Origin of the sequence: Kitasatospora sp. NPDC098652, assembly GCF_044760155.1 — a bacterium.
In the GTDB taxonomy this organism is placed as follows: domain Bacteria; phylum Actinomycetota; class Actinomycetes; order Streptomycetales; family Streptomycetaceae; genus Kitasatospora.
In genome coordinates, this window is record NZ_JBIWAQ010000004.1 from 1 (window position 1) to 15,404 (window position 15,404).

Genomic DNA, 15,404 nt, shown 5'->3' on the forward strand with positions numbered 1-15,404 from the left:
CGGTGTCTTCTGCGGCTTGACGCCCCGTCCGACGTTTCAAACTCTAGCCGATCCCCGCTCCGAAAAGCGAATCCAGCCGCAATCCGATAAAACGCACACGCCGAATAAGCACCGAGCCGAGACGCGAAAAAGCGAAACGACCGGCACGAACCGGAAGTGGTGTTTCAAGGGATTGGCTGCCTCAGGGACCGTCCGCGCAGACGCGTGTCCGGTGCTCCCTTCCGGGCAGCTCGAAGAACTGTACGCGCATCTGGGTCCGGATGCAAACGACCTGCAAAAGGGGGCAGGCCGGCCCCCGGGAGAGGGGTCCGGCCTGCCTGGTGCCAGAGCTCGACGAGCCCGGCGACCTCAGCTGTTGGTGGGGAAGCCGAGGTTGATGCCGCCGTGCGAGGGGTCCAGCCAGCGCTGGGTCACGGCCTTGCCACGGGTGAAGAACTGGACGCCGTCCGGACCGTACGCGTGGGCGTCGCCGAACAGCGAGGCCTTCCAGCCGCCGAAGGAGTAGTAGGCCACCGGCACCGGGATCGGCACGTTGATGCCGACCATGCCGACCTCCACCTCGAACTGGAAGCGCCGGGCCGCGCCGCCGTCGTTGGTGAAGAGGGCGGTCCCGTTGCCGTACGGGTTGGCGTTGATGAGCGCCAGGCCTTCGTCGTAGGAGGCGACGCGCACGACGGAGAGGACCGGGCCGAAGATCTCGTCGTTGTAGACGGACATGCCGGGCTTCACGTGGTCGAACAGGGTGGGGCCGAGCCAGAAGCCGTCAGCGGTCGGGCTGCCGTTCTTGTCCTCGGCGGTGACCGGGTGCTTGCGGCCGTCCACGGCGAGCTCGGCGCCGTCGGCGAGACCGGACTCCACGTAGGAGGTGACCTTGTCGCGGTGCTGGCCGGTGACCAGCGGGCCCATCTCGGAGTCGCCGTTGCAGCCGGGGCCGACCTTCAAGGTGGCGATCCGCTGCTTGATCTTGTCGACCAGCTCGTCGCCGATCGGGTCGACGGCGACCAGGACGGACACCGCCATGCAGCGCTCACCGGCCGCGCCGAAGCCGGCGTTGACCGCAGCGTCGGCGGCGAGGTCGAGGTCGGCGTCCGGCAGCACCAGCATGTGGTTCTTGGCGCCGCCGAGGGCCTGGACGCGCTTGCCGTAGCGCGTGCCGGTCTCGTACACGTAGCGGGCGATCGGGGTGGAGCCGACGAAGCTGACGGACTTGACGTCCGGGTGCTCCAGCAGGCGGTCGACGGCCACCTTGTCGCCGTGCACGACGTTGAAGACGCCGTCCGGCAGGCCGGCCTCCTTCCACAGCCCGGCCAAGAAGTTGGCCGCGGACGGGTCCTTCTCGGAGGGCTTCACCACCACGGTGTTGCCGGCCGCGATGGCGATCGGGAAGAACCACATCGGCACCATGGCCGGGAAGTTGAACGGCGAGATGATCGCGACCGGGCCGAGCGGCTGGCGGATCGAGTAGACGTCGATGCCGGTGGAGGCCTGCTCGGTGAAGCCGCCCTTGATCAGCTGCGGGATGCCGCAGGCGTACTCGACGACCTCCAGGCCGCGGGCGATCTCGCCCAGCGCGTCCGAGTGCACCTTGCCGTGCTCGGACACGATGATCTCGGCCAGCTCGTTCCGGCGGGCGTTCAGCAGCTCGCGGAAGGCGAAGAGCACCGTGCTGCGCCGGGCCACCGAGGCGGTGCGCCACTCGGCGAAGGCCGAGGCGGCGGCGGCCACGGCCTGGTCGACCTCGGCGATCCCGGCGAAGTCGACCTGGCCGGCGACCTGGCCGGTGGCCGGGTCGAAGATGTCACCGCGGCGGGGCGCCGCACCGGCGGTGGCGACCGACTGGCCGCCGATCCAGTGAGTGATGTGCTTGCTCAAGTCCGTCTGCCTCCGAAGTCCCGGGCGGCGTCCTGCCACCGGTCCGGTCTGGCGCCGCCCGCGAGAGGGCCGGGCGACGGGAATTCACGGGGCTACCGCGCTCGTCCTCCAGTCTGGTGGCCTCCGGAGCGCGGCTCAACGAACAGGCTGACGGGGATCGCGGATTCAGCCTTACAGGTCGTCCGGTCGCTCCGCCGAACGGGTGGGGCCACGGCCCCGAAGCCGGAGCCGGAGCCGGAGCCGGAACACTCAGGACTCCTCGTCCTCCAGGTACGGGTCGTGCAGCCCGTCCGCCGCCTCCTGGGTCTCCAGCAGGTCCAGTCGCAGATCCTGCGCCCAGGCCAGTGCCCACCGCTTGAGCCCGTCCACCGCGCCGGCCTCGACCCCGCGGGCACGGAACCGGCCGTCCGCCGCCTCGGCCAGCGTCTCCAGCCGGTCGGCGAGCCCGCCCGGCTGGAAGTCCGGGTCCAACTCCCGGGCCAGGGCCAGCAGTTCGCCCTCACGGTAGTTGCGGGTGAGGGCGTGCACGTCGATCAGGTCGCGCGGCATGCCCCGGTCGACCAGCAGCGCGGTGGTGAGCGCCGCCGCATCCTCCAGCGCCACCACCGGCAGCACCAGCGGGGGCCCGGCCGCCTCCGGGGCGCCGAAGTCCAGCCGGACCGGCCGGTGGCCGAGCGGCTCCTTCCGCAGCTCCACCGAGTGGGACCGCCCGCCCAGCGCCAGCCGTACGGTCAGCTGTTCCAGCCGTGGCGTGCCGGGCCGCTCGGCGACCCCGCCGCCCGCCGCGCGGTACGCCTCGGTCAGTGCGGCGGCCACCTCGGGCAGGTCGGCGCCGCCGGTGGCCAGGGTGAGTCCGTCCTGCCGGCAGGCCGGGACCCCGTGGGCGCGCAGCGCGTGCCCGCCGGCCAGCGCCAGCCCGTACCGGGTGCAGACGGGCTCGGCGAGGGCGGCCAGGCGCAGCTGGGCGGGGCCCGGCCGGAGGGAGGCGTCGACGGCGTGCGGAGCGGTGGTCACGCCTCCAGTCTGACCCGGGCGCCCGCCCCGCGCCCTGCCACCGCGAACCGTCCGCGCACCTCCCGCGACCCGTCCGCGCGCCGAACGCGACCCGCCCCCGAACCGAACGCGAACGGACCGCGCCCCGCCCGCGCTACGAGCCGCCGAGGCCGGCCGCCGCCTCGTGCAGGGCCAGCTCCAGCAGCACCGGGTCGTTGAGCCGCCCGGAACCGTCGGGCGGTACCAGCCAGCGCACACCCCGGCTACGGCGTCCGGGGTGCGGGACGACGATCCAGGTGCCCTCCCCCGCGCAGCGCACCCCGGTGCCGACCCAGCGGGCGGCGGTGCCGACGGGCACCAGGAAGCTGACGTGCTCCCCGCCGAAGTCGGTGAGGACCGGGCCGCAGCAGCCGGTGTCCAGCACCTCCAGCGCCGGTCGCCCGAGCCGCCCGGGGACGGCGAGGACGTCCCAGCGGCGCCCGGCCGGTAGCAGGACCAGGCCCAGCCCGGTGCGTTCCCACTGCTCCCGGAAGTCCTCCGGGTCCGCTGCCACCTGGGCGAGCCAGTGCAGTCCGGTGCTCTCCATGTCGTGTCCCCGCTCCTCGCCGTTTCCTACGGTCGGACGCGGCGGGAGAACGAGACCCGCCGTCACCGAGGAGAGGCGGACGGCGGGTCCCTCTTACACGGGTCGCGGGAGATACCCCACGATCGGTGGCGGTCAGCTGTCGAAGCCGAGCCCCAGCCGGTCGAGGGTGCGCAGCCAGAGGTTGCGGTGGCCGCCGTTGCGGTCGGCGCGCTCCAGCGAGCGGGTGGTGATCTCGATCCCGGCCCAGCGCACCGGTTCGGGCGGGAACGGCAGCGGCTTGGAGCGCACCATGTCCAGCGAGGTGCGCTCGGTGCGCTCGCCGGCCAGCAGGTCGAGCATCACCTCGGCCCCGAAGCGGGTGGCGCCGACACCGAGCCCGGTGTAGCCGACGGCGTAGGCGACCTTGCCCCGGTAGGCGGTGTCGAAGAAGGCCGAGAACCGGCTGCAGGTGTCGATGGCGCCGCCCCAGGCGTTGGTGAAGCGCAGCCCCTCCAGCTGCGGGAAGCAGCGGAAGAAGTGGTTGGCCAGGGTGCGGAAGGTCTCCGGGCGCTGGTCGTACTCGTGCCGGACGTGGCCGCCGTAGTGGTAGACGGCGTCGTAGCCGCCCCAGAGGATCCGGTTGTCGGCGGACAGCCGGAAGTAGTGGAACTTGTTGGCGCTGTCGCCGAGCCCCTGCCGGCCGCGCCAGCCGATCGAGGCGAGCTGCTCGTCGCTGAGCGGCTCGGTCATCAGCGCGTAGTCGTACACCGGGACGACGTACGGACGGACGCGCTTGAGCAGGGACGGGAAGACGTTGGTGCCGAGCGCGACCCGGCGGGCGTGGACCCGGCCGTACGGGGTGCGGGCGGCCATGCCGCTGCCGTGCTCGCGCAGCTCGGTGGCCCGGGTGTGCTCGAAGATCCGGACGCCCAGGCCCAGGCAGGCCTCCTTGAGGCCCCAGGCGAGCTTGGCGGGGTGGACCATCGCCACCCCGTCCTTGTCCCAGAGACCGCCGAGGAAGGTCGGCGAGTTCACCTCGGCGCGCAGCTGGTCGGCGTCCAGGACGGTGAGGTCGAAGCCGTAGCGGGCGACGGCCTCGGCGACCTCGTGCAGCTCCTCGACCTGGTGCGGCTGGGTGGCGACGTCGATCTCGCCGGTGCGCTCCCACTCGGCGTCGATGCCGTAGCGCTTGAGGGTGGCCTCGATGCCGTCCAGGTTGGCGGCGCCGAGGCGTTCCAGCTGGGCGAGTTCGGAGGGCCAGCGCTCCAGGCCGTTGCCGAAGCCGTGGGTGAGGCTGGCCGCGCAGAATCCGCCGTTGCGCCCGGACGCGGCCCACCCGACCTCGTGGCCCTCGACCAGGACGACGTCCAGCGAGGGGTCGCGCTCCTTCGCGATGAGCGCGGTCCACAGTCCGGAGTAGCCGCCGCCGACGACCAGCAGGTCGCAGGTGGTGTCGCCGACCAGGGCGGGCAGCGCCGCGGGCCGGCCGGGGTCCTCCAGCCAGAAGGGGGTGGGCCTGGCGTCACTGAGCGCGCGGGCGGAGTCCATGCATTATCAGCCACTTTCCACGAATAGGTGATGGTACGTACCACCGCTGACCGACCGTACGTCAGGCGGTGGCCTTGCGGCGGTTGCCGAGCCACTGGCCGGCCACGGTCAGCGCGACCGCGGCCACGAACATCGCGGTGCCGATGACGTTCACCTGCACCGGGATGCCGCGCTGCGAGGCGCCCCAGACGAACATCGGGAAGGTGACCGTGGTCGGGCCCGAGTTGAACTGGGTGATGATGAAGTCGTCGAAGGAGAGCGCGAAGCTGAGCAGCGCGCCGGCGGCGATGCCGGGGGCGGCCAGCGGAAGGGTGACCCGCAGGAAGGTCTGGGTGGGGGTCGCGTAGAGGTCCTGGGCGGCCTGTTCGAGCCTCGGGTCCATGCTCATCACGCGCGCCTTGACCGCCGTCACCACGAAGCTCAGGCAGAACATGATGTGGGCGATGAGGATGGTGGTGAAGCCGAAGGGGATGCGCATGTTGAGGAACAGCGTCCCCAGCGAGGCGGCCATGACGACCTCGGGCATGGCCATCGGCAGGAAGATCATCGCGGTGGTGGCCGAGCGGCCGCGGAAGCGGTAGCGGGCCAGCGCGAAGGCGACCATGGTGCCGAGCACGGTGGCGCCGATGGTGGCGAGCACCGCGATCTGCAGGCTGAGCGAGAGCGACTGGCACATGTCGGCCACGCCGCAGGGGTTGGTCCAGGCGTCGGTGGAGAACTCGTTCCACTCGTAGTTGAACTTGCCGACCGGCTTGTTGAACGAGAAGGCCAGCACTACCAGGTTGGGCAGCACCAGGTAGGCCAGGGCCAACAGGCCGGCCAGGACCACCAGGTGGGCGCGGACCCACTTGAGGATGCGGGACATCAGACCAGTTCCTCCGTCCCGGCCTTGCGCATGTAGACCGTCACCATGCCCAGGATCAGGGCCATCAGGATGAAGCTCAGCGCTGCCGCCGTGGGGTAGTCGAGCACGTTCAGGAACTGCTTCTGGATGCCGTTGCCGACCATCTGCTCGCTCGGCGAGCCGAGCAGCTGGGCGTTGATGTAGTCGCCGGAGGCGGGGATGAAGGTGAGCAGGGTGCCCGCGACCACGCCCGGCAGCGAGATCGGGAAGGTGACCTTGCGGAAGGTGGTGAAGGGCCGGGCGTAGAGGTCGCCGGCCGCCTCGTGCAGCCGGGGGTCGATCCGCTCCAGCGAGGTGTACAGCGGGAGGATCATGAACGGCAGGAAGTTGTAGGTGAGGCCGCAGACCACGGCCAGCGGGGTGGCGAGCACCCGGTCGCCGGAGGTGAGCCCGACGGCGTTGGTGAGGTCCAGGACGTGCAGGGTGTTGAGCGCGCCGACCACCGGTCCGCCGTCGGACAGGATGGTCTTCCAGGCCAGCGTGCGGATCAGGAAGCTGGTGAAGAACGGCGCGATGACCAGGATCAGGATGACGTTGCGCCAGCGCCGGCTCGCCTTGAAGGCGATGGTGTACGCCAGCGGGTAGCCGATGACCAGGCAGAGCACGGTGGCGATGGCCGCGTAGGAGAACGAGCGGACGAAGTGCCACTTGTACTCGACCAGGGCGTCCCAGTAGGTGGCGAAGTGCCAGGTGACCTTGAAGCCCGACTCCAGCGAGCCGGTCTGCAGCGAGGTGGACGCCTGGTAGACCATCGGCACGGCGAAGAAGACGACCAGCCAGGCGATGCCGGGCAGCAGCAGCCAGTACGGGGTGAGCTTGCGCTTCGGCTTCGGCGCGGGCTCGCCGAGCGGGATGACCTGGGGGGCGGCCGCCGGGGTGGTGGTGGTCATGCGGCCTCCTCCGCGGTGCCCGCGTCGATCGCCTGCGCGGCGTCCAGGGCGAAGGAGTGCGCCGGGTTCCAGTGCAGCTGCACGGGGGCGCCGGGGACGATCCGGGCGTCGCGCTCCATGTTCTGCTCGAAGACGGTGACCTCCTGGCCGCTGTCGGTGCGCACCACGTACTGGGTGGAGACGCCGATGAAGCTGGAGTCGAGCACCGTCCCGGCGAGCCGGTTGCGGCCCTCGGCGACCGTCTCCGAGGCGTGGCTGATGGTGATCTTCTCCGGGCGCACGCCCAGGTGGACCAGCTTGGCCTCGGTGGCGCAGCGCGCCTTCGGCACCGCGAGCCGGCTGCCGGCCACGGTGAGCAGCAGGTCCTCGCCCGCGCCGCCGGTGACCTCGGCGGGCAGCAGGTTGGACTGGCCGAGGAAGTTGGCCACGAAGGTGGTGCCGGGGTTCTCGTACAGGTCGGCGGGCGCGCCGAGCTGCTCGACCCGGCCGCCGTTCATCACCGCGATGGTGTCGGCCATCGTCATGGCCTCCTCCTGGTCGTGGGTGACGTGCACGAAGGTGATGCCGACCTCGGTCTGGATCCGCTTGAGCTCCAGCTGCATCTGGCGGCGCAGCTTGAGGTCGAGGGCGCCGAGCGGCTCGTCCAGCAGCAGCACCTGGGGGTGGTTGATCAGGGCGCGGGCGACCGCGACGCGCTGCTGCTGGCCGCCGGAGAGCTGGTGCGGCTTGCGCCGGGCGTACTGGCCGAGCTCGACCAGTTCCAGCATCGACTCGACCTGCTTCTTCACGTCCTTCTTGCCCCGCCGGCGCAGGCCGAAGGCGACGTTCTCGAAGATGTCCAGGTGCGGGAAGAGCGCGTAGCTCTGGAAGACGGTGTTGACCGGGCGCTTGTACGGGGGCAGCGCGGTGACGTCCTGGCCGCCGATCAGGACGGTGCCGCTGGTGGGCTCCTCCAGGCCGGCGATCATGCGCAGGGTGGTGGTCTTGCCGCAGCCGGAGGCGCCGAGCAGGGCGAAGAAGGAGCCCTGGGGGACGGTCAGGTCGAGCGGGTGGACGGCGGTGAAGGAGCCGTAGGTCTTGCCGATGCCGGTGAGGCGGACGTCGCCGCCGGCCGCGGCGCGCAGCTGGTCTGTCATGGGGTGTCTTCCTGGGTCTTTCTGCCGGGGGTGGGGGTCAGGCGCCGATGAGCTTGGAGAACTTCTGCTCGAAGTCGCTCTCCTCGCCCTCGGTGAGGGTGCGGAACACGTGCGCCTTGGCCGCCATCTCGGGGGTGGGTACGACCAGCGGGTTGGCCGCGCTGTCCGGGGCGAGGGCGGCGAGCTCCTCCTTCATCCCGGTGACGGCGGAGACGAAGCCGATGCCCGCGACCAGCTGCGCCGCGATCTTCGGCTGATAGTAGAAGTCGATCAGCTTCTCCGCGTTCGTCTTGTGCCGCGCCTTGGCCGGGACCAGCATGTTGTCGGTCGACGCGAGGTAGCCCTTCTCCGGGATGACGAACTCGATGTCCGGGTTGTCGGCGCGCAGTTGGATCAGGTCGCCGCCCCAGGCGACGCAGGCGGCGATGTCCCCGGAGGACAGCTCCTGGCCGTAGTCGTTGCCGGTGAAGCGGCGGATCTGCTTGTTGTCGACGGCCTTCTGCATCCGGGCGATCGCACCGGCGTAGTCGTCGGCGGTGAACTTCGCCGGGTCCTTGTCCATGTCGAGCAGGACCATCCCGATGCTGTCGCGCATCTCGGAGAGGAAGGTGACCCGGCCCTTGAGCTCGGGGTCCTCCAGCAGTTGGGAGACGCTGGTGACCTCCTTGCCCTTGGTCGCCTTCCGGTTGTAGGCGATGACGGTCTGGATCCCGGCCCAGGGGTAGGTGTAGAGCCGCCCCGGGTCCCAGTCGGGGGCGCGGAAGCGGGCCTCGACGTTGGTGATCGCGGTGGTGACGTTCGCCGGGTCGAGCTTCTGCGCCCAGCCGAGCCGGATCAGCCGGGCGGCCATCCAGTCGGTGAGCACCACCAGGTCGCGGCCGGTGTCCTGGCCGGCCGCCAGCTGCGGCTTGACCTTGCCGAAGAACTCGACGTTGTCGTTGACGTCCTCGTTGTACCTGACCTTGATGCCGGTGGCCGCGGTGAAGGTGTCCAGGGTGCCGTGCTTCTGCTTGTCCTTCTCGTCGGTGTCGATGTACAGCGGCCAGTTGGAGAAGTCGACCTCCTTCTCGCCCCCCGAGTGGTCCTCGGCGGCGTTGGCGGTCGAGTCACCGGTCGCCCTGGGGGCGGCCGGGATGCCGCAGGCGGCCAGGGTGCCCGCCCCGGCGGTGAGGGCGGCGGCGCGCAGCAGGGTACGGCGGCCGACCGCGGCCCGCCCGCTGGTCAGACTGCGTTCCCAGGCCCTGCGGACCGGTTCGGGCAGACCGTCGGTGAGCTCGTTGAACGCCTTGAACGCCATGGAACGGGCCTCCTGGGGGGACGGCGGGTGCGTGGGGGGAGCACCTGGCCTGGGGGGGGTTATCGGTCTCCGAAGACGGTGCGGTGCCAGTCCTTGCGGGCCACCGCGGTGGTGTCGAACATGACGTGCTTGACCTGGGTGTACTCGTCCAGCGAGTACTGGGACATGTCCTTGCCGTAGCCGGACGCCTTGTAGCCGCCGTGCGGCATCTCGCTGATGATCGGGATGTGGTCGTTGACCCAGACGCACCCGGCGGCGATCTCCCGGGTGGCGCGCAGCGAGCGGTGGACATTGGCCGTCCAGGCGGAGGCGGCCAGGCCGTACGGGGTGTCGTTGGCGAGCCGCAGGCCCTCGTCGTCGCCGTCGAAGGGCAGCACCACCAGCACCGGGCCGAAGACCTCGCCCTGGACCACCTCGCTGTCCTGGGCCGCGCCGGTGATCAGGGTCGGCGCGTAGTAGGCGCCCCGGGTGAGGTCGTGGCCGTCGTGGCCCCGGTCCGGCGCGGGGCCGCCGGTGACGACGGTGGCGTAGGAGCGGGCGCGCTCGACGAACCCGGCCACCCGGTCCCGGTGGGCGAAGGAGACCAGCGGGCCGAGGTCGGTGTGCGGGTTGCGGGGGTCGCCGATCCGAACGGCCGCGAAGAGCTCGGCGACACCGGCCACGAAGGCGTCGTAGAGCGGGCGTTGGACGTACGCACGGGTGGCGGCGGTGCAGTCCTGGCCGCCGTTGATCAGCGAGGCGGCGACGGCGCCGTGCACCGCGGCGTCCAGGTCGGCGTCGTCGAAGACCACGAACGGGGCCTTGCCGCCGAGCTCCAGGTGGGTGCGCTTGACGCTCGCGGTGGCGAGTTCGGCGACCCGCTTGCCGACGGCGGTGGAGCCGGTGAAGGAGACCATCGCGACCCCGGGGTGGGCGACCAGGTGCTCGCCGGCGGTGCGCCCGGCGCCGGTGACCACGTTGACCACGCCGTCCGGGATGCCCGCCTCGGTGCAGGCCCGGGCGAACATCACCGAGGTCAGCGGGGTCAGCTCGGCCGGCTTGAGGACGATGGTGTTGCCCGCCGCGATCGCCGGGAGGATCTTCCAGGCGGCCATCTGCAGCGGGTAGTTCCACGGCGAGATCGAGCCGACCACGCCGATCGCCTCGCGCCGGACGTAGGAGGTGTGGTCGCCGGAGTACTCCCCGGCCGCCTTGCCCTCCAGGTTGCGGGCGGCGCCGGCGAAGAACGCGGCGTTGTCGACGGTGCCGGGGACGTCGAACTCGGTGGCCAGCTTGACCGGCTTGCCGGTCTGCGCGGTCTCCACCCGGGCGAGGTCGTCGGCGGTCGCGCCCAGGACGGCGGCCAGCCGGGTCAGCGCCTCGGACCGGGCCCCCGGAGTGGCGGAGGACCAGCCGGGCAGGGCGGCCCGCGCGGCGGCGACGGCGGCGTCCACGTCCCCGGCGGTGGCCAGCGCGACCTCTTCGACCACCGTGCCGTCGGCGGGGTTGACGACCTGGAAGGGCTCGCCGCTCCCCCGGGCCGGCCGGCCCGCGATGTACTGGGCGCCCGCGCCGAAGTCGGTCAGGTCCATCTGGGTTCCTCCAAGTGCCGGCGGTTCGACCGCGCTGCGGCGAAACGCTTCCGCGGTGGGGGTCTGCGGTCCCGCTGACCTTGCCAACTGCGGGGTTGACGTGACAAGGGTCACTTCGACAGGCTCGCCATGAAGGGCCTTACAGAGTGCAAGGCTCTTCGTAGGGCAACAGGTCGTCGCGACGATGCATGATTCACCTGACACTCTGTCCCCTCCACCCCCTCCCCTCCCACCTCCCCCGCCCTGGAGGCCCGCGATGCTCCCCACCGTCGCCCGCGTGCTCGACCTGGAGGTGATGCGGCGCGGCCTGCCCCAGGTGGTGGCCGGCGCCGACCGCCTGGAGCGACCGGTCCGCTGGGTGCACGTCAGCGAGCTGCCCGACGTCGCCGGCGTGCTGCAGGGCGGCGAACTGGTGCTGACCACCGGCATCGCGCTGCCCGAGGACCGCGAGGGCCTGGCCCGCTACGTCCGCGACCTGGACGAGGTCGGCGTGGCCGGCCTGGTGGTCGAGTTCGGCCGGCGCTACTTCGACTCGCTCCCGCGCGCCCTGGTGCACGCCGCCGAGCAGCGCGGACTGCCGCTGATCGCGCTCCGCCGCGAGGTGCGCTTCGTCGCCGTCACCGAGGCCGTGCACGCCCTGGTGGTGAACGCCCAGCTGGAGCAGCTGCGGCTCTCCGAGTCGGTCCACCAGGTGTTCAACGAGCTGGTGGTCGAGGGCGCCGAGCCGCCCGAGGTGATCCGCCAGGTGGCCCGGATGGCGGGCGCGCCGGTCGTCCTGGAGAACCTGGCCCACCAGGTGCTCGCCCACGACAGCGCCGGACGCCCCGAGGCCGAGCTGCTGGAGGACTGGGAGCGCCGCTCGCGCGGGGTCCGCCCGCCCGGCCGCACCGGCCACGACCCGCGCAGCGGCTGGCTGGTGACCACCGTCGGCGCCCGCGGCCAGGACTGGGGCCGGCTGGTCCTGGTGCTGGAGCCGGGCCCGCGGCCGGAGGGCGAGGCCCACCCGCACACCATGCTGCTGGAGCGCGGCGCCTCCGCGCTGGCGCTCAACCGGCTGGTGGTGCGCGACCGGGAGAGCCTGGAGCGGCAGACCCACCGCACCCTGCTCTCCGGCATCCTCACCCACGCGCTCACCGTCTCCGAGGTGGCCCTGCGCGCCCAGGCGCTCGGCGTCCCGCTGGACGGCCGACGGCTGGTCGGCGTGGTGCTGCGCCAACGCCGCGGGCCGATTCCGGCCGCGCTGGAGGCCCAGGCCCGGCTGCGCGACTTCACCGAGCTGGCGGCCGGCGCGGTGCGGGCCAGCCGGCTCTCCGCCCTGGTCGGCGCGCTGGACGACGAGGGCGTCGGCCTGCTGATCGCGCTCGGCGCCCAGCAGGACGAGCACTCCGCACTGGAGGCCTTCTCGGCCACCCTGCGCCGGATGTCCGCCGAGTCGGGCCGGGAGCCGGCCGACACCCCGGGGCCGGTCGTCGCGGTCGGCTCCTCGGTCGGCTCGGTCCGCGACGCCCGGCGCACCCTGCTGGAGGCCGCCCAGGTCGCCGACGCGGCCCTGCACGACGCGCCCGGCGGGGGCCGGACCGCCTCCTACTACCGGCTGCCGGACGTCCGGCTGCGCGGCCTGCTCCACCTGCTGCGCGACGACTCCCGCCTGCAGACGTACGTGGAACGGGAGTTGGGCCCGCTGCTGGCCCACGACGCCGAGCACAACGGCCAGTTGGTGCAGATGCTGCGGATCTACCTGGAGCAGGGCCGGAACAAGTCGGCGGCGGCCGACGCCGCGCACCTGTCCCGGCCGTCCTTCTACGACCGGCTGCACAAGGTCGAGCGGATCCTGGGCGTCGACCTGGACCAGGTGGAGTCCTGCCTCTCCCTGCACGTGGCGCTGCTCGCGCTGGACGCCGTGCGCCGGTAGGGCCGGGGCGGGGCGGGTAGGACCGGGCGGGGGCGCCGGGCGGACGGACCGGGGCGGGGCGGGGTCACACCCCGGTGATGCGCCCCCAGACCTTGTGCAGCTCCGGCCGCTCGGCCGAGGTGACGTCCCGCATGCTGTGCAACCGGGCGCGCATCTCCTCGGTCGGGAACACCAGCGGGTTCTCGGCGAGTTCGGCCTTGTCCTTGTCCCCGCTGTCCGCCAGCACCTCGCGGGCGGCCGGCACCGGGCAGATGTACTGGACGGCCGCGGCGAGTTCGGCGGCCACCTCGGGCTGGTAGTAGTAGTCGACCAGCAGCTCGGCGTTGCGCTTGTGGACGGCCCGGTTGGGGATCATCAGGCTCTCCGCCCACAGCTCGCCGCCCTCCTCCGGCACCACGAAGGCGATGTCGGGGTTCTCGGCGGTGAGCTGGACGGCGTCGCCGGAGTAGGCCTGGCAGGCGATCGCGGCGCCGGAGGCGAGGTCGCTGGTGTAGTCGTTGCCGGTGAAGCGGCGCACGTGCCCGCTGTCGACCATCTTCTGCACCAGGTCCATCGCCTTGTGCGCGTCGTCGTCCCCGAACCGCGCGATGTCGGCGCCCTGGGAGAGCATCAGCAGCCCGAGCGCCTCGTCCAGCCCGGCGAACAGCGTGATCCGGCCCTTGAGGTCGGGCGCCCAGAGGTCGGCGGTGGACCTGAGCTCCCGGCCCAGCGCCTTGCGGTTGTACGCGATGCCGGTGATCCCGGACTGCCAGGGCACGCTGCGCCGGCGCCCCGGGTCGAAGACCGGGTTCGCCAGCTGAGGGTCCAGGTTGGCGGTGACGTTGGGCAGGTTGGCCCGGTCCATCGCCTGCACCCAGCCCAGCGAGACGTACCGCCCGGCCATCCAGTCGCTGATCACCATCAGGTCCCGGCCCGGGTCGGCGCCCTGGGTGAGCACCGGGCTGATCTTGCCGAAGAACTCGTCGTTGTCGTTGATGTCCTCGGTGTAGGTGACCGCGATCCCGGTCTTCTCGCTGAACGCGTCCAGGGTCGGGCGCTTCCCCTGGTCGTCGGTGTCGATGTACTGCGTCCAGTTGGAGAAGTTCAGCCGCTTGTCGTGCTCCGAGCGGTCCGGCGCCGAGCGGCGGTCCTCGGCGACGTACGCCGACGGGATGCCGCAGCCGGTCAGCGTGCCGGCGCCGAGCAGCGCGGCCCCGCCGAGGACGGAACGCCGGCGCAGGCGCGTCGGGCCCTGCGGGCGGTCGGCGGGGGATCGGCGGGTCGGGGTGGAGCTGCGGGACATGTGGAGGCCTTCCGGAGCGTGGCACGGCCCCGGGAACACGCGGGTGCGCCCGGGGCCGTCCTGGTAGGTACGTCAGACGGTGTGCGCGTCGGCCACCGACAGCGCCTCGTCCAGGACCGCGAGGCCGGCCTTGGCCTCCTCCTCGGTGACGGTGCACGGCGGGACGACGTGGAAGCGGTTCATGTTGACGAACGGCCAGAGCCCGCGCTGCTTGCAGGCGGCGGCCAGCTCGGCCATCGGCGCGTTGGCGGCGCCCGCGGCGTTGTAGGGGACGAGCGGCTCCCGGGTCTCCCGGTCCTTCACCAGGTCGAGCGCCCAGAACACGCCGAGGCCGCGCACCTCGCCGATCGAGGGGTGCCGCTCGGCCAGCTCGCGCAGGCCGGGGCCGAGCACCGTCTCGCCGATGTGCCTGGCGTTCTCGACGATGCCCTCCTCCGCCATGGCGTTGATGGTGGCCACCGCCGAGGCGCAGGCCAGCGGGTGCCCCGAGTAGGTGAGCCCGCCGGGGAACGGCCGCTCGGCGAAGGTGGCGGCGATCTCGGCGTTGATCGCCACGCCGCCCAGCGGGACGTAGCCGGAGTTGACGCCCTTGGCGAAGGTCATCAGGTCGGGCACCACGCCCCAGTGGTCGGCGGCGAACCACTCGCCGGTGCGGCCGAAGCCGGCCATCACCTCGTCCAGGACGAACACGATCCCGTGGCGGTCGCAGATCTCCCGCACCCCGGCCAGGTAGCCCGGCGGCGGGATCAGGATGCCGGCGGTGCCGACCACCGTCTCCAGGATGACCGCGGCCACCGTGCCCGGTCCCTCGAAGGCGATCACCTGCTCCAGGTGCGCCAGCGCACGCTCGCACTCCTGCGCCTCGTCCTGGGCGTGAAAGTTGGAGCGGTAGGCGTACGGGCCCCAGAAGTGCACCACGCCGGAGACGCCGGTCTCGTTGGCCCAGCGCCGCGGGTCGCCGGTGAGGGCGATCGCGTTGGCGGTGGCGCCGTGGTACGAGCGGTAGGTGGAGAGCACCTTCTGCCGGCCGGTGTGCAGCCGGGCCATCCGGATGGCGTTCTCCACCGCCTCGGCGCCGCCGTTGGTGAAGAAGATCTTGTCCAGGTCGCCCGGGGTGCGCTCGGCGATCAGCCGGGCCGCCTCGCTGCGCGCCTCGACCGCGAAGCCGGGGGCGAGCGTGCAGAGCTTCGCCGCCTGCTCCTGGATCGCGGCGACCACCTTCGGGTGCTGGTGCCCGATGTTGGTGTTCACCAGCTGCGAGGAGAAGTCGAGGTAGCGGTTGCCGTCGTAGTCCCAGAAATACGAGCCCTCGGCGCCGGCCACCGCGAGGGGGTCGATCAGCGCCTGGGCGGACCACGAGTGGAAGACGTGCGCGCGGTCGGCGGCCTTGACCGCCTTTCCGGCGGCTGAGTCAGCGGTGGGGATGCTCATGCC

Annotated in this window: 12 protein-coding genes; 1 reads left to right on the forward strand and 11 read right to left on the reverse strand. The window is 72.0% G+C overall.

Annotated features, from left to right (window positions below):
* Positions 1 to 348 precede the first annotated feature (348 nt).
* The 9 genes from ACIQWA_RS10830 to ACIQWA_RS10870 all read right to left on the reverse strand — a co-directional run bounded on the left by ACIQWA_RS10830 (position 349) and on the right by ACIQWA_RS10870 (position 10,776).
* On the reverse strand, positions 349 to 1,872 hold the full coding sequence (locus ACIQWA_RS10830; protein ID WP_360233268.1) for a CoA-acylating methylmalonate-semialdehyde dehydrogenase: 1,524 nt from the start codon (positions 1,870 to 1,872) through the stop codon (positions 349 to 351).
* A 249-nt stretch (positions 1,873 to 2,121) separates the two neighbouring features.
* The gene (locus tag ACIQWA_RS10835) at positions 2,122 to 2,886 is read right to left on the reverse strand and encodes a hypothetical protein (protein ID WP_402480895.1); all 765 of its coding nucleotides are present in this window, start codon (positions 2,884 to 2,886) and stop codon (positions 2,122 to 2,124) included.
* Positions 2,887 to 3,019: 133 nt separating this feature from the next.
* A complete protein-coding gene (locus ACIQWA_RS10840; RefSeq protein ID WP_402480898.1) occupies positions 3,020 to 3,451 on the reverse strand; it encodes a hypothetical protein in 432 nt (143 codons plus the stop codon).
* A 132-nt stretch (positions 3,452 to 3,583) separates the two neighbouring features.
* Entirely contained in the window at positions 3,584 to 4,978 is a 1,395-nt protein-coding gene (locus tag ACIQWA_RS10845) for an FAD-dependent oxidoreductase (protein ID WP_360233260.1), read from the reverse strand.
* 61 nt (positions 4,979 to 5,039) lie between these two features.
* Positions 5,040 to 5,843, reverse strand: coding sequence for an ABC transporter permease (locus tag ACIQWA_RS10850; RefSeq protein WP_360233257.1), 804 nt, complete (start codon positions 5,841 to 5,843; stop codon positions 5,040 to 5,042).
* Positions 5,843 to 6,772: an ABC transporter permease gene (locus ACIQWA_RS10855; protein WP_402480902.1), complete on the reverse strand. Its 930-nt coding sequence runs from the start codon at positions 6,770 to 6,772 to the stop codon at positions 5,843 to 5,845. Before ACIQWA_RS10855 ends, ACIQWA_RS10850 begins: the two co-directional genes overlap by 1 nt.
* Positions 6,769 to 7,908: an ABC transporter ATP-binding protein gene (locus ACIQWA_RS10860; protein WP_360233251.1), complete on the reverse strand. Its 1,140-nt coding sequence runs from the start codon at positions 7,906 to 7,908 to the stop codon at positions 6,769 to 6,771. The genes ACIQWA_RS10855 and ACIQWA_RS10860 overlap by 4 nt, the downstream gene beginning before the upstream one ends.
* A 37-nt stretch (positions 7,909 to 7,945) precedes the next feature.
* Positions 7,946 to 9,205: a spermidine/putrescine ABC transporter substrate-binding protein gene (locus tag ACIQWA_RS10865; RefSeq protein ID WP_402480905.1), complete on the reverse strand. Its 1,260-nt coding sequence runs from the start codon at positions 9,203 to 9,205 to the stop codon at positions 7,946 to 7,948.
* Between the two features lie 59 nt (positions 9,206 to 9,264).
* Complete coding sequence (locus ACIQWA_RS10870; RefSeq protein WP_402480908.1) at positions 9,265 to 10,776, reverse strand: gamma-aminobutyraldehyde dehydrogenase; 1,512 nt, start codon at positions 10,774 to 10,776, stop codon at positions 9,265 to 9,267.
* Positions 10,777 to 11,032: 256 nt separating this feature from the next.
* Between ACIQWA_RS10870 and ACIQWA_RS10875 the strand changes: the two genes are divergently transcribed.
* Positions 11,033 to 12,688, forward strand: coding sequence for a PucR family transcriptional regulator (locus ACIQWA_RS10875; protein ID WP_402480910.1), 1,656 nt, complete (start codon positions 11,033 to 11,035; stop codon positions 12,686 to 12,688).
* A 64-nt stretch (positions 12,689 to 12,752) separates the two neighbouring features.
* Here the strand turns inward: ACIQWA_RS10875 and ACIQWA_RS10880 are convergent, their stop codons facing one another.
* Positions 12,753 to 13,970, reverse strand: a complete 1,218-nt coding sequence (locus ACIQWA_RS10880; RefSeq protein WP_360233240.1) for a spermidine/putrescine ABC transporter substrate-binding protein — start codon at positions 13,968 to 13,970, stop codon at positions 12,753 to 12,755.
* Positions 13,971 to 14,042: 72 nt separating this feature from the next.
* The gene (locus ACIQWA_RS10885; RefSeq protein ID WP_402480914.1) at positions 14,043 to 15,401 is read right to left on the reverse strand and encodes an aspartate aminotransferase family protein; all 1,359 of its coding nucleotides are present in this window, start codon (positions 15,399 to 15,401) and stop codon (positions 14,043 to 14,045) included.
* Positions 15,402 to 15,404: the final 3 nt, after the last annotated feature.